12 protein-coding genes are annotated in these 13,711 nt (G+C 60.7%); 5 read left to right on the forward strand and 7 right to left on the reverse strand.

Annotated features, from left to right (window positions below):
- Positions 1-45: 45 nt before the first annotated feature.
- Entirely contained in the window at positions 46-720 is a 675-nt protein-coding gene (locus AC13Q5_RS09540; RefSeq protein ID WP_488501510.1) for an inner membrane-spanning protein YciB, read from the reverse strand.
- Positions 721-977: 257 nt separating this feature from the next.
- Here AC13Q5_RS09540 and AC13Q5_RS09545 point away from each other — a divergent pair, with 257 nt between their 5' ends.
- From AC13Q5_RS09545 to AC13Q5_RS09555, 3 genes are all read left to right on the forward strand, one after another.
- Positions 978-1,586, forward strand: a complete 609-nt coding sequence (locus AC13Q5_RS09545) for a P-loop NTPase family protein (protein ID WP_488501511.1) — start codon at positions 978-980, stop codon at positions 1,584-1,586.
- A 146-nt stretch (positions 1,587-1,732) separates the two neighbouring features.
- Positions 1,733-2,053, forward strand: a complete 321-nt coding sequence (locus AC13Q5_RS09550; protein ID WP_488501512.1) for a hypothetical protein — start codon at positions 1,733-1,735, stop codon at positions 2,051-2,053.
- Between the two features lie 109 nt (positions 2,054-2,162).
- Positions 2,163-2,492, forward strand: coding sequence for a hypothetical protein (locus AC13Q5_RS09555; RefSeq protein ID WP_075851451.1), 330 nt, complete (start codon positions 2,163-2,165; stop codon positions 2,490-2,492).
- Positions 2,493-2,520: 28 nt separating this feature from the next.
- Here the strand turns inward: AC13Q5_RS09555 and AC13Q5_RS09560 are convergent, their stop codons facing one another.
- Positions 2,521-4,968: a GcvT family protein gene (locus AC13Q5_RS09560; RefSeq protein WP_488501513.1), complete on the reverse strand. Its 2,448-nt coding sequence runs from the start codon at positions 4,966-4,968 to the stop codon at positions 2,521-2,523.
- Between the two features lie 9 nt (positions 4,969-4,977).
- Positions 4,978-5,856, reverse strand: coding sequence for a phosphotransferase (locus AC13Q5_RS09565; RefSeq protein ID WP_488501514.1), 879 nt, complete (start codon positions 5,854-5,856; stop codon positions 4,978-4,980).
- Between the two features lie 310 nt (positions 5,857-6,166).
- On the opposite strand from AC13Q5_RS09565, the gene AC13Q5_RS09570 reads away from it, so the two are divergent.
- Entirely contained in the window at positions 6,167-6,967 is an 801-nt protein-coding gene (locus AC13Q5_RS09570; RefSeq protein WP_075851457.1) for a DeoR/GlpR family DNA-binding transcription regulator, read from the forward strand.
- An 80-nt stretch (positions 6,968-7,047) separates the two neighbouring features.
- On the opposite strand, the gene AC13Q5_RS09575 is transcribed toward AC13Q5_RS09570, so the two are convergent.
- Positions 7,048-7,929, reverse strand: coding sequence for a LysR substrate-binding domain-containing protein (locus AC13Q5_RS09575; protein ID WP_457879681.1), 882 nt, complete (start codon positions 7,927-7,929; stop codon positions 7,048-7,050).
- Between the two features lie 116 nt (positions 7,930-8,045).
- Here AC13Q5_RS09575 and AC13Q5_RS09580 point away from each other — a divergent pair, with 116 nt between their 5' ends.
- Positions 8,046-9,068, forward strand: a complete 1,023-nt coding sequence (locus AC13Q5_RS09580; protein WP_457879682.1) for a YeiH family protein — start codon at positions 8,046-8,048, stop codon at positions 9,066-9,068.
- Between the two features lie 25 nt (positions 9,069-9,093).
- On the opposite strand, the gene AC13Q5_RS09585 is transcribed toward AC13Q5_RS09580, so the two are convergent.
- The 3 genes from AC13Q5_RS09585 to AC13Q5_RS09595 form a co-directional block, all read right to left on the reverse strand.
- Positions 9,094-10,863 (reverse strand): bifunctional diguanylate cyclase/phosphodiesterase, encoded by a 1,770-nt coding sequence (locus tag AC13Q5_RS09585; RefSeq protein ID WP_488501515.1) that lies wholly within the window; start codon positions 10,861-10,863, stop codon positions 9,094-9,096.
- Positions 10,864-11,008: 145 nt separating this feature from the next.
- Positions 11,009-12,793 (reverse strand): IlvD/Edd family dehydratase, encoded by a 1,785-nt coding sequence (locus tag AC13Q5_RS09590; protein WP_488501632.1) that lies wholly within the window; start codon positions 12,791-12,793, stop codon positions 11,009-11,011.
- A gap of 7 nt (positions 12,794-12,800) precedes the next feature.
- Entirely contained in the window at positions 12,801-13,685 is an 885-nt protein-coding gene (locus AC13Q5_RS09595) for an NAD(P)-dependent oxidoreductase (RefSeq protein WP_075851464.1), read from the reverse strand.
- Positions 13,686-13,711: the final 26 nt, after the last annotated feature.

A 13,711-nucleotide genomic window follows, 5' to 3' on the forward strand; every position in this document is an offset into this window, starting at 1 on the left:
GGCAGATCACAGCTTTCCGGCAATGGCCGTTGCCGGCAACGGCGATTAAGCCCTTTCGCCTGTCGAGATCAGCAAGGCGTCACGTTCGGCCTCGGGCATGGCGCGCACGCGTCGCCGCACCGTGAGACGGATCGCAGCAAACCCGGCCAGCATCAACACCACTTTGCTGCCGATACCGAAGGCCGGCATGACAGCCGCCCATGTCGATAGATCAAACATGAGGGCAATAACTGCATTGAGCGCAGCGGACAGGAACATCAGGCCGGCCCAGGCAAACCCCACATAAATGGCGACATCGGGCGCAACCGTGCGCGCGATCGCCGGCAGATATCGGTTCATCCAACCGGGCTTCAACATCACGATACCGATGATCGCATAGATCACACTCGGCTTGAACAGCACGAAACGCGGATCATTTGTCAGCAGCGTCGCCACGCCGGCGGCGATGACCAGAAAAAGACTGAGCCACTCCATGACCTCGATGGGCTTGCGGCGAATGAACTGAATTCCGATCTGGAGAAGACCAAGCGCAATCGCCAGACATGTCGAAAGCGTGGCATTGTGCGTCAACGACAGCAGGATGACGAACAACAGGCTGGAGGCCAGATCGGCAAGCAGCAGCCTGGCTGCATCGAAAAAGCTTCTCACTGCACCCTGGCTCTCATTGCGACAGGGGTAAAATTCATAGAGCACCGGATTGCCTCGATCAAGGATGTCCACGGGATCACTCTCAGCACAGGGACAAGACCACGCTACGGCTTGACGTCAGGCAGCGCCTCTTTCCAGCCCTTCTCCAGCTTGCTGCCCGCTTCCGCCCTCATCTCTCGGCTCGGCCTGTTGTCGGCATGTCGACTGAGGGGGAGCAGCGATATGGTCAGGAATGGCTGATACGGAAATGGCGAGATCACAATTTCTGGCGGACGAACCGGCTTGGGTTCGATCGTGCTCGACGATTGCGATCAATGGCAGCGACAAGTTTGCAGATCGTTGACAACCGCACTTGGTTCAGCCATTGGAGGCCATCCCAATTTTTCGACCGGTGCCCCATGCTTCCCTTGCATTCCCTTGGCGAGCGCATCGTCGTGCTCGGCCCGTCCAATGCTGGCAAGTCAACCCTTGCGGTTGCGCTCTCCAAAAAGCTTGGCTTTCCAACGATCCATCTCGATCAGCTTCATCACCTGCCTCACACCGATTGGAAGCAGCGTCCCGAAGCAGAATTCGCCGCGCTGCACGATGCGGCCATTCTTGGCGAGCAATGGATTATGGAAGGCAATTATACGCGCCTCATGCCGCAGCGCTTTGCCCGAGCCACCGGGGCGATCCTCATCACCTCCAATCACTGGCTACGCTTTTCGCGCTATCTCAAGCGCACGCTCATCAACAGCGCGAACCGCGCGGGACATCTCGAGGGCGCTAAGGACAGCATCAAATGGGAGATGATTCACTGGATACTGGTGAAGACCCGCAACAGCGGCGCCAAATATGCAAAAATTCTCCAGGAATCCGAGTTGCCGACGGTGGAATGCCATACGGCGGAGGCGCTCAATAGCCTTTATCAGGTTTGGGATTTGCCGGAGAGACGATAGGCGCAGAAACTTCGGGTCGATCTGAGGCCGCGCTTGATTTGGCAAGCTTACGTGCGATGACGGCCAATCGAAGCCCATTGCGAGAGCCAAGAAAAACCGTAAGCTGCACTGACTATCTATTCGAAACATCGAGGGAGTAGCTGAAAGTGGTCCAGCATATTGGTGATTTAGTTGTGACCAAGATTATGGTTGTCGGCAACACCGTCACCGGAGTTACCCATGTCAAACGAGGTGGGAAACTGATTGCATCCGGAGGCCTGCTCGGCGGATTGATTATTGAAGCTGGGGGAAACGCCGTCGTTTCCGGCCAGATCGGCCGCAATGTCATCAATAACGGGAATCTGGTTTTCAACGGTCAGCTTGCAGGGCGGATCGTTGGTGAAGGCATCGTTGTCATGGGTCCCGGCGCTGATGTCTCCGGCACCGATCTGCCGATCGAGCCGGCCTCACAACATTCTGCCGCATAAGGCCGTTTCAGCAAACGTTCGAGGACTGCCGGCCGGCAACTAACGCCGACCGGCCAATATCGCGGTAACCAATACTATCACCACGAACTCGCCAAACGGAATCCTCAAGATGAACCTGCTGCACTACCTGCTTCTATTCGCTGGCGGCGCCTTTCTCATGAACGCGGTTCCGCATCTGGTGAGCGGAGTTCTCGGTAGACCCTTTCAATCGCCCTTCGCCAAGCCTCGCGGCGTGGGACTTTCGTCATCCACCGTCAATGTCCTGTGGGGTTTCGCCAATCTCGTGGTCGCATACCTGCTTCTCGTCCGGGCTGGTTCCCTGCATTTGGATGACGGATTGGACGCGCTCGCCGTTGGTCTCGGCGCGCTCGCACTCGCTTTGTTTGCCGCACGTCACTTCGGCAATTTCCACGGTGGAAACACGCCGGAACAACAATGAGGGAATAACTCATTCCCACCTTCCGCTATCACCCCTTGATCCGTGCCATCTGAGGATCATAAAGCGGCTTCAGCACCACCTGACACGGTACGCGGCTCTGCGCGACATCGAGTTCGTAGCGGCCGGACAGCACGAAATCCTCCGTGACGCCGTTGGGATTGCGGACATAGCCGTAGCCGATCGCCTTGCCGATCGTGTAGCCGTAGCCGCCGCTCGACAGCCAGCCGACGCGTTGTCCATCGCGATAGATCGTTTCGCGGCCGAGAAGCACGATCTCGGGATCGTCAGGCACGAAGCAGGCGAGCATCTTCTTCACGCCGGATGCCAGTTGCAGCTCGACCGCCTCGCGGCCGCGGAAGGCGACGTCTTTCTTCGTCTTCACCGCCCAGGCAAGCCCGGCCTCGACCGGCGTATGGTCCGGCCCGATATCCGAACCCCAGGCACGATAGCCCTTTTCCAGGCGGCAGCTTTCGATAGCGCGATAGCCGGCATTGACGAGGCCGTGCTCGCGCCCGGCCGCCATCAGCACGTCATAGACGGTCGCGGCATATTCCACCGGCACATGCAGTTCATAGCCGAGCTCGCCGACATAGGTGATGCGCAACGCCCGCACCGGGCAACCGGCAATGCCAACGGTCCTCACCTTGCCGAAGGGGAATGCGACATTCGAAACGTCGGCCGAAGTCACTACCTGCAAGATTGCGCGCGATTTCGGCCCCATCAGCGACAACACGGAATAGGCAGACGTCACATCCACCAGTTCCGCATGCATCTCGGGCGGAATATTGCGAGCGATCCAGTCGAAATCATGGGTGGCGAAGCCGGTGCCTGTAGTGATGTAGAATTCGTTTTCGGCAATGCGGGCAACGGTGACATCGCATTCGATGCCGCCCCGGTCGTTCAGCATCTGGGTATAGGTCAAGGCACCCACGGGCTTGGCAACGTCATTGGAGGCGATCCAAGAGATTGCCGCTTCGGCATCCCTGCCCTTCAGCACGAATTTGGCAAAGGAGGTCTGGTCGAAGATCACGGCCGCTTCGCGCACCGCCTTGTGCTCGCGGCCGACGGCATCGAACCAGTTCTGCCGGCTGTAGGTGTAGACATCCTTCGGCTCCTCGCCGGCAAAAAGATCAGCAAACCAGTTCGGCCGCTCCCAGCCGAGCTTTTCGCCGAAGCAAGCGCCCTGCGCCTTCAGCCGGTCGTAAAGCGGTGACTTGCGGCAGGGCCGGCCGCTGGAATGCTCCTCGAAAGGCCATGCCATGGTGTAGTGCTTGCCATAGGCTTCCAGCGTTCGGGTGCGAACCCAGTCGGTATCGAAATGCGGGCGGCCGAAACGCCTGATATCGACAGGCCAGAGGTCATAGGGCGGCTCGCCCTTGGCGACCCATTCGGCGAGCGCCATACCTGCCCCACCGGCCGAGGCGATGCCGAAGGCGTTGAAGCCGGCGCCGACGAAGAAGTTCTTCAATTCCGGCGCCTCGCCGAGAATGAAGTTGCCGTCGGGCGTAAAGCTCTCCGGACCGCACAGCAGCTGCTTGACGCCGGCCGTCTGCAGTGCCGGCACGCGCACGAGCGCCTGTTCCATGATCTGCTCGAAATGATCGAAATTGCTGTCGAGCAGCGTGTAGTGGAAATCCTTGGGGATGCCGTCGAGCGCCCAGGGGATAGGATTGGGCTCATAGCCGCCCATGACCAGCCCGCCGACCTCCTCCTTGTAATAGGTCAGCCGGTCGGGATCGCGCAGCGTCAGCAGGTTGGATGGCACGCCGAAGGATTCGGTGATGAGATATTGATGCTCGACCGAGACGAGCGGGACATTGACGCCGAAACGTCCGGCGAAGGTCCGCGTCCATTGCCCCGCGCAGACGACGACGCGCTCGCATTCGATGCGGCCTCTCTCGGTGATGACGGCGCGGATCCGGCCCTTGTCGATCTCCAGATCGAGAACCTCGGTATCCTCGAAGATTGACACGCCGCTCATGCGGGCGCCCTTCGCCAGCGCCTGGGTGATATCGGAGGGATTGGCCTGCCCGTCCGTCGGCAGGAAGGCGGCGCCGACGAGATCGTCCACATCCATCAGCGGCCAGAGATCGAGCGCCTCCTGCGGCGTCAGGAGATGCATTTGCAGGCCGAAGGATTGCGCCGTCGTCGCCTGCCGCTTCACCTCCGTCCAGCGCTCCTCGTTGCAGGCGAGGCGCAGGCCGCCATTCATCTTCCAGCCGGTGGCAAGCCCCGTCTCCGCCTCGAGCTTCTTGTAGAGATCGACAGAGTAGCCGAGCATCTGCGTGATGTTGGCGCTGGTGCGCAGTTGGCCGACGAGACCGGCCGCATGGAACGTCGTGCCCGAGGTCAGCTTCTTGCGCTCCAGAAGCACGGTATCGGTGAAGCCGAGCTTGCCGAGATGATAGGCGGTCGAGCAGCCGATGATGCCGCCGCCGATGACGACGGTTTTTGCGGTAGCAGGCAGTTCCTTCATCGTGTCACCTCAAGAATTGCGAAAATCCTGCCAGGCGCTCTCGAAGCGCCGCAGATTTTCAGCTGTATAAGAAGAATAATCGAATTCGATGTCGGAATGGATTTCAGAGACCATGCTCCACATCGTCTCACGCAGAAGCGACGCGCATTTCATCGCCTGATAGCGTCGCCGCAGGTCGTCGCTGACGCCAGCCTCGAAATAGGCCTCCAGCATCGCTTCTTCCTGCGCTTCCGAGAATTCATTGTTGGAGGCAAGGCCGCCGAGATCGAAAAGCGGCGTGTTGAAACCCGCATAGTCCCAATCGATCAGCCACAGCCGTTTGCCGTCATCGAGGAAATTCGCGGCCAGCAGATCGTTGTGACCGAATGCGATCTCGAAGGGACCAGCTTCGCGTTCCAGTCGCTCGGCAATCTCCAGAAAGGAGGGCAAGAGCGGCTTGTGCCGGCTATCGCCAGCGTTCAGGACGGCTGCATAGTCTCGGAGCACATGGAAGACCCAGAAGATCGCCGCCGGCCCACGAAAATACCTGGCGACATCGCGATGACATGAGCGGACAAGCGAAACGACCCGCTCCATGAATGCAGGATGACTTACATCCTCGGCGGACAGCGGCTTGGCATCGATATAGTCAAGCACCAATATGCCGGGCTCATGATGGATGACGGCAGGCGAAAGCCCGGCCGCATGGGCCGCCCTGCTTGCAGCAACTTCGTTTGCGCGGCTGATGTGGTGAACGGGGATATCCTCACCCAGCCGCACGACGAAACGGCGGCCTGCATCGCCGACCAGATAGTTGCGATTGGTGATGCCACCGACAAGCGGGGCGATCTCGATCGGCCCGCGCCAAATGCCGAGAGAATGTATCCTGTCTTCCGGCGTCGCAGTCATTCCCCCTCCGGTGCTACTGCTCAGCATCCTTTGGACTGAAGGTTCCCCACAAAAAGCAAGGCTGTCAAGGGTCTCCCACAAAAAGAAACGAATATTTGGCTTTTTGTTGATTTATTGCACAAAACTCAAATCAGATCAGCTATGGATATCCGAAAGACGCGCTTCACCGTAGGTGAGATTTGTCTTAAAAACTCAGGCGCGAGGCAACCGGATCGAGACCGCGTGCGTTGACGCCTTTGGCGACAATGGGCCGGCCATTTCGAAAGCCATGCAAGTTTTGGGATCAATACCCTTTGTAGGATCAGGAACCATGTCGGGCATATCCCAGCCACCACTTCACTCCAATCATCGCGAGCGCGAGATTCTGGAGGAGTTGCGCCTGGCCGGCGGCGCAAGCCGCATCCAGTTCCTGGCCGAGCGGCTCGGCGTTTCCGAAGAAACCATCCGTCGCAACATCCGCAGCCTCGAGGCTAATGGGCTGGTCACCAAGGTACACGGTGGGGTCCATATCAAGGACTCCATGAACGAGCCGCCGCTGCACCTGCGCATGAACGAGAACGCCGAAGCCAAGCGGATGATCGCCGCAACCGTCGCCGCCATGATCGAGGATGGCGATGCCCTCTTCCTCGACGTCGGCTCGACCACCGCCTTCATCGCCGTCGCGTTGCAGAAGCACCAGAACCTTTTCGTCGTCACCAATGCCGTCGCCGTCGCCCACGCGCTCGCCACCCGCAACGGCAATCGCGTCTTCTTTGCAGGCGGCGAATTGCGCGGTCACGACGGCGGCACCTTCGGCATGGAAGCCGCCAATTTCCTGCGTCGCTTCAACGTGCGCCACGCCATCCTCTCGGTCGGCGCCATCAACGCGGCCTCGGGCTTCATGCTGCACGATCTCGAGGAAGCGGAATATTCACGGGAAGCGGCAAGCCGCGCCGAAAACCGCATCGTCGTCGCCGACAGCGCCAAGTTTGGCCGCAGCGCACCGATCGTCCTGAGCGAACCCACAACCTACGACGTACTGGTCACCGACGACATGCCGCCGGACGATATTCGCGCCATGCTGGAACGCAACGAGATCGAGCTCGTCATCGCCAACCGGCAACGGGGCTAGCGACGCTAATGCGTCCAAAGGCCGGACCGAGGCAGATGAAATTGAGCGATGTGCTCGTTTAAAGCAAATCACTCGCGAGCTTAGCCCTTGCACATAACCTCAAGCGTCTGTGCAGCTTTGCTCGCATGGCGCTCCTTGTGGCGCAGCAGCCGGAAGCTGCGGGCGGGCAGATCGAAACTGGCCTGAACCAGCAGCCCCTGCCCGAGATAGGCTCTTGCCGCGGCACTCGAAATGGCCGCAGCGCTTTTCCCGGCGCCGACAGCGGAGAGAACAGCTTCATTCGAAGGCAAAACGAGCGCCACGTCGAGATCGCGCGGCGAAGCGCCGAGCCTGGCGACTGCGTTCTCGAATTCCGAGCGTGTGCCCGACCCCTCCTCCCGCATCACCCAGGACGTGCCGGTGGTTAGGTCATCAGCGGTCAGTTGCCGTCCGTCCGCCCAGGGGTGATACGGCGGCACGACGATGACGAGCGCGTCCTGTGCCACGACCTTCATCGACAGCGCCGGCGCATCCACTTCGCCCTCGATGAAACCCAGTTCGGCCGCACCATCGATGACGGCCTCGGTGACGGTGCGGGTATTGCCGATCGTCAGATCGAGCTCGATGCCGGGATACTCGCTGTGAAACCGCATCAGCAAGGGTGGCAGCCAGTAGCTGGCGATGGTCTGGCTTGCATAGAGGCTGAGGCGGCCGCGCTGCAGGCCGCCCAATTCCGAAAGCATGAGCTCGGCTGAGCGAACGCGCGCCAGCGTCGCCTTGGCTTCGCCCAGGAAGGAACGGCCCGTCTCCGTCAATTCGATCCTCCGCCCGACGCGATGGAAAAGCTCGACGCCGTAATAGGCTTCGAGGTTCTTGATCGCAGAGCTGACGGCGGAAGGCGTCAGATGGATCGCTTCGGCGGCATTCGTCAGATGCTCTCGCTCCGCGACAGCGACGAAAATGGCGAGCTGTTCAAAGGTCATGGGAAATCATTCTAATTTATCGAACAAAACATAGGATAATATTCGATGGATGTCGACATCGGCAGATGAGACTTTCCAGCCGTCACCAAATCACAAGAAACGAATGACGGCACGCCATGTCCCCAGCTCGACGCGCAAACGAGATCCTTCCCGGCCTAGCACTCACCGCGGCGGTAGCCCTTCTGGCCTATGCCGCAGAGCATGTTGAAGTAGGCCTCCTCGGTGGCCGGTGGATCGAAAGCCTGGTGCTTGCCATCGCCCTCGGCATCGCAGTCTGCACGATCAAGCCGCTGAAGCCGTCCATGAAGCCGGGCATCGATTTCAGCGCCAAGTTTCTTCTGGAAATCGCCATCGTCCTTCTCGGCGCGTCCATCAGCCTTTCGGCGATCCGCGGCGCCGGCGTCTGGCTGATTGCCGGCATCGCCATCGTCGTCGTGCTGTCGATCGCGGCTACCTATCTCATCGGCCGGGCGCTCGGCCTGCCGCCGAAGCTCGCAACGCTGATCGCCTGCGGCAACTCGATATGCGGCAATTCGGCAATCGTCGCCGTTGCGCCCGTGATCGAGGCCGACTCGCAGGAGATCGCCGCAGCACTCGCCTTCACCGCCGTCCTCGGCATTGCCGCCGTGTTCCTGCTGCCGCTTTTCTATTTCCACTTCGGCATGAGCGTGCCGCAATACGGGACCCTCGCCGGACTGACGGTCTATGCGGTGCCGCAGGTACTGGCGGCGACCGCTCCCGTTGGCCTGCTCGCCGTCCAGACCGGCACGCTCGTCAAGCTCGTCCGTGTCCTGATGCTGGGTCCGGTCATCTTCCTGCTCGGCATCCTCACCAAGGCTGAAGCCTCAGGCAGCGATGAACGCAACGGCCATCACCATTCTCTAGTCCCCTGGTTCATCTGCGGCTTTCTCGGGCTTATGGCGCTGCGTTCTTTCGGACTTATTCCGGATGCGCTGGTGACACCGATGGAGACTGTTTCCGGCATTTTGACCGTCATCGCCATGGCAGCGCTCGGCCTGTCGGTAAACATCCGCTCCGTTGCCCATGCCGGCGGCAGGGTGATTGCCGCAGCGACGCTATCGCTTTTAACGCTTGGCGCCATCAGCTACGGCCTGATCCTCGCTCTGCAGATTCAGTAGCATACGCCGCAAGATTGGCTGACGATCAGCTCGGGCTCGATGCCTCGGCTGATTTCAGCAAAGCCGCAGTCTCGCTTTCGCAGGAAGGATAGCCGATAGCGTAGCCCTGAAGTTCATCGCAGCCGACCTCGGCCAGAACGCGCGCGTGATCCTCGGTCTCGACCCCTTCGGCGACCACCTCGACATTCAATGTGCGTGCGATTTCGATGATAGAGCCGACAAGACGACGCTGCTCCTCAGAAACCGTTACGGCAGTTACCAGTTGCCGGTCTATCTTCAACCGCTTCGGCTTCAACTTGACGAGGCCGATCAGCGAAGCGTGACCGGAGCCGAAATCGTCGATCTCGATATCGATCCCCATCTCCTTGATGCCAGCGATATTGGCAAGCACTGCCTCGTCGGGCTCATCCAGAAAGATGGTCTCCACCAGCTCGAAGGCGATGGCGTGGCGCGGTATTCTGAGCGCCCGCAATCCATCGATCAGGTCGGGATCGGCAAGCCGGCGACCGGAGATATTGACAGCGATGCGCGGCGGTGAAAGACCCTGCGAAACCCAGGCTGCCCGATCCGCCAGTGCGCGCTTCAGCACGGCCGCATCGATCTCCGCGGTAAATCCATATTCATCGGCGACCTTGAGGAAGGCCACGGGGCTCAGCAATCCCCTTCCCGGATGCCGCCAGCGTGCCAGCGCCTCCAGTCCGACGATGCGGCGGCTCTGCGCATCGACTTGAATCTGATAGAAGGGCTCGATCTGCCGCAGCACCGGCGCCAATCGCAACTCGTCGGCCAGGCGGCGTTCTGCATGCAGATCGGACTGGAGCTGCGGCGTGAAGAACTCCACCCGGTTGCGGCCGAGTTTCTTGGCCTGAAAAAGGGCGACATCGGATTCTGCCAGCAAATTGCCAGCGCCGCTCGTCTCGCCTATCGCCACGCCGATGGACGCGCCGATCCTCAGCATCTCGTTGCCGAAACGTACTTCGCGGCGCAATCGCGATAAAATATCGTCGGCGATCGCCTGAAGCCTTTCGACACTGCCGATATTGACCAGCACGGCCACGAACTCGTCACCGCCAATTCGGGCGACGATGTCGTTGGCAGTGATCGCTCCGGAGATGCGGGCGGCAGCGCTCTGCAGCGTGGCATCACCAGCGGCATGGCCCCATTTGTCGTTGATCTCCTTGAATCCATCGAGATCGATATGGAGGATCGCCAAGGTTCCGATAGACGTATCGTTGTGCAACTCAGCCAGACGCCGGTCGAAATAGCGGCGGTTTGGGAGGCCTGTGAGATAATCGTGATCGGCGGCATGCTCTATTCGCGCACGACTGTGCTCCAATGCAATGGCGCGCGCTTCGGCGATGGCCTTTTGACCGCTCAGCTCCCGATTGAGCAGGACGTCAGCGGTGACGTCCCATTCCGCGCCGATGAAGGAAGGTGCCCCGTCCGCATCCTCATAGTAATGCGCGCGCGAACGCAGATGGCGTACCTCGCCTCCGGGCAGGATGATGCGGAACTGGGAATTGTAGAAACCCTTCCTGGCCAGCGCGACATCGAAATCGTGGATCGCCCCTTCGACATCCTCGGGATGCAGCGCGTTCATCCAGACGTCGGAAGAAACCCTGCGCTCCTGAAGCCCGGTCCCGTAGAGCTTGTGCATCTGCGAGTCCCAGAGCAGCTCCTGCTCGTTGACATTATGCTGCCAGACACCGATTTGAGACGCCTCCAGCGCCAGCTCCAGCCTCCTCAAAAGGTCCTGGAACTCTTCTTCGCTTCGCCCTGATGTCGTCCCTGCCAAAGAGCACCACCCCCTTCGGAAACTTGAAGAGACTAACTAACGCAGCCAATTATAGTTGCACTACTCCCTTTCGCGAACTTTAATGGCTGCGCAAGCTACCCAAATTAACAGCACCGCTCCAATCCTTGCCGGCCGCCGACACCTGTCAATGGTTGTGCCTCGGCGGATTGGCAGCGATGTCGCGAAAATCGGCGGCGCCATCCAGCACAGCTCCGTCGGAAAGCTGCGTGACCGAACGACGATAGATGCGCTGCCACGGCGTCGCATCCGGCGGCACTGACGGGATACCGTCGCCCTTGCGACGCGCGATTTCCGTCTCCTCCACCAGCATGTCGCAACGCCCCTGATTGAAATCGATGCGGATGATGTCACCGGTCCTGAGCCATGCAAGCCCACCGCCCGCAGCACTTTCGGGCGAAGCGTTAAGGATCGAAGGGCTGTCGGCCGTGCCGGACTGACGGCCATCGCCGATCGTCGGTAGACTGCGAATGCCCCGCTTTAGAAGCGCATCTGGCGGCTGCATGTTCACGACTTCGGCCGATCCCGGCCAGCCGATCGGTCCGGCGCCGCGGATAACGAGAATGGTCTTTTCGTCGATGCCGAGATCGGGATGATTGATGCGCTTGTGATAATCCTCCGATCCGTCGAAGACGACCGCCCTGCCCTGAAACACGCCTTCATGGCCCGGCTCCTGCAGATAGCGGCCGCGGAACTCCTCCGAGACCACGCTCATCTTCATGATGGCGAAGTCGAACAGATTGCCCTTCAGCACCAGGAAGCCGGCACGCTCCTTCAGCGGATCGGCGAAGGGGCGGATGACCTCGCGATCAGTCGCCTCGCGGCCTTTCAGGTTATCCGCCATCGTCCGGCCCGTCACAGTCGGACAGCTGCCATCCAGCTTGCCGACCTGCAGCAGCTCCCACATGACAGCCGGAACGCCACCGGCGCGGTGGAAACGCTCGCCGAGATAGGCGCCCGCCGGCTGCACATTGGCAAGCAGCGGAATGTCGAAGCCATGCACCTGCCAGTCGTCGGGATAAAGCTCGACGCCGGCGTGTTTGGCCATGGCGGCCAGATGCGGCTGCGCATTGGTCGAGCCGCCAATCGCGGAATTGACCCTTATCGCATTGAGGAAGGCCTCGCGCGTCAAGACATCCGAGGGCTTGATATCCTCCAGCACCAGCTCGACTGCGCGCCGCCCCGTACGATAGGCCATCTGACCGCGCTCGCGATAGGCGCCGGGAATGGCCGCGCAGCCGGTCAGCGACATGCCAAGCGCTTCCGCCATGGCGTTCATGGTCGAGGCCGTTCCCATGGTGTTGCAATGACCGATCGATGGCGCCGAGGCGAGCGACGCCTCCATGAACTCTTCCTCGTCGATCTCGCCGGCCGCCAGCTTGCGGCGCGAACGCCATATCACCGTGCCGGAGCCCGCAAGCTCGCCCTCATGCCAGCCATCGAGCATCGGGCCCCCGGAAAGGACGATCGCCGGAATATTGACGGTAGAGGCCGCCATCAGCGCTGACGGCGTGGTCTTGTCGCAGCCGGTCGTCAGCACGACGCCATCGAGCGGATAGCCGTAAAGCACTTCGACGAGACCGAGATAGGCGAGATTACGGTCGAGTGCTGCCGTCGGGCGCTTGCAGTTCTCGAAGATCGGATGGGTCGGAAACTCGATCGGAATGCCGCCGGCGTCACGAATGCCGTCGCGCACGCGCTTGGCGAGATCGAGGTGATGGCGGTTGCAGGGTGTCAGATCGCTGCCGCTCTGGGCAATGCCGATGATCGGCTTTCCCGACCGCAGCTCCTCCGGTGTGATGCCGTAGTTCATGAAGCGCTCGAGATAGAGCGCCGTCATGTCGATATGATCGGGATTGTCGAACCAGTCCTGCGAACGCAGACGACGCTTGGATGCACCCTTGTCGCTCATCTCTTCCTCAAGCCTTTCCCTGGGCATTCTTGTCTTCCAGATGCTGCAGCAAACCGCTGTGATCCTGCTCGCCGCCGCCATTCTCGACGAATTCGGCAAACTCGGCCCGAACGACTTCGGTCAACGGCAGATGAAGCGACAGGTTCTGCGCCGCCGCCAGCACCGTATCGAGATCCTTCAATTGGTTGCGAGCGGTTCCACCCGGCTCAAAATTACGCTCGATCATGCGCTGGCCATGCAGCTCCAGGATCCGGCTTTCGGCAAAGCCGCCGCGAATGGCGTCACGAAACGCCTCGCGCGAGCCCCCGCCGGCCTCGACCAGCAGCATCGCTTCCGCGACGGCGCCGATGGTCACGGCAACGATCTGCTGATTGCCGAGTTTTGCGAGCTGCCCGGTGCCGCTCGGACCAACTCTGGTTACGCGCCCGAGCGGCGCCATGATATCGCGAACACTGTCGATGACCTCGGCATCGCCGCCGGCCATGATTGCCAGCGTTCCGGCAGTCGCCCCGACTACGCCGCCGGAAACCGGCGCATCGATGTGCCGAATGCCGCGCTCGGCAAGTTTGAAGGCATGTTCGCGGGCAACAGCTGGCGATATCGAGCTGTTGTCGATAACGATCGTTCCAGATTCCAGCACGTCGGCCACACCGCTGCCGAACAGAACCTCACCGACAGCCCCACCATTCGTCAGCATGGTAAAAACCACTGCGGCTCCCCGTGCCGCCTCCGCCGCCGTATCCGCGACGGTCGCGCCATCGGCAGTCAGAGGCTCCGCCTTGCTATGATCGCGATTCCAGACGGTTACGGCGAAACCGGCAGCCAATAGACGTCGTGCCATCGGCGCACCCATCAAACCGGTACCGAGAAAAGCGATCTTCCTGCCGCTCATAGACTATCCTCCGAATGGAACGCGCG

It is taken from the genome of Martinezella sp. CNPSo 3964 (assembly GCF_057784375.1).

Coding starts and splice junctions, on each gene's coding strand:
- AC13Q5_RS09575 (WP_457879681.1), bottom strand. CDS start 7,929: ATGACCTTTGAACAGCTCGCCATTTTCGTCGCTGTCGCGGAGCGAGAG.
- AC13Q5_RS09565 (WP_488501514.1), bottom strand. CDS start 5,856: ATGACTGCGACGCCGGAAGACAGGATACATTCTCTCGGCATTTGGCGC.
- AC13Q5_RS09595 (WP_075851464.1), bottom strand. CDS start 13,685: ATGAGCGGCAGGAAGATCGCTTTTCTCGGTACCGGTTTGATGGGTGCG.
- AC13Q5_RS09590 (WP_488501632.1), bottom strand. CDS start 12,793: ATGAGCGACAAGGGTGCATCCAAGCGTCGTCTGCGTTCGCAGGACTGG.
- AC13Q5_RS09555 (WP_075851451.1), top strand. CDS start 2,163: ATGAACCTGCTGCACTACCTGCTTCTATTCGCTGGCGGCGCCTTTCTC.
- AC13Q5_RS09570 (WP_075851457.1), top strand. CDS start 6,167: ATGTCGGGCATATCCCAGCCACCACTTCACTCCAATCATCGCGAGCGC.
- AC13Q5_RS09560 (WP_488501513.1), bottom strand. CDS start 4,968: ATGAAGGAACTGCCTGCTACCGCAAAAACCGTCGTCATCGGCGGCGGC.
- AC13Q5_RS09580 (WP_457879682.1), top strand. CDS start 8,046: ATGTCCCCAGCTCGACGCGCAAACGAGATCCTTCCCGGCCTAGCACTC.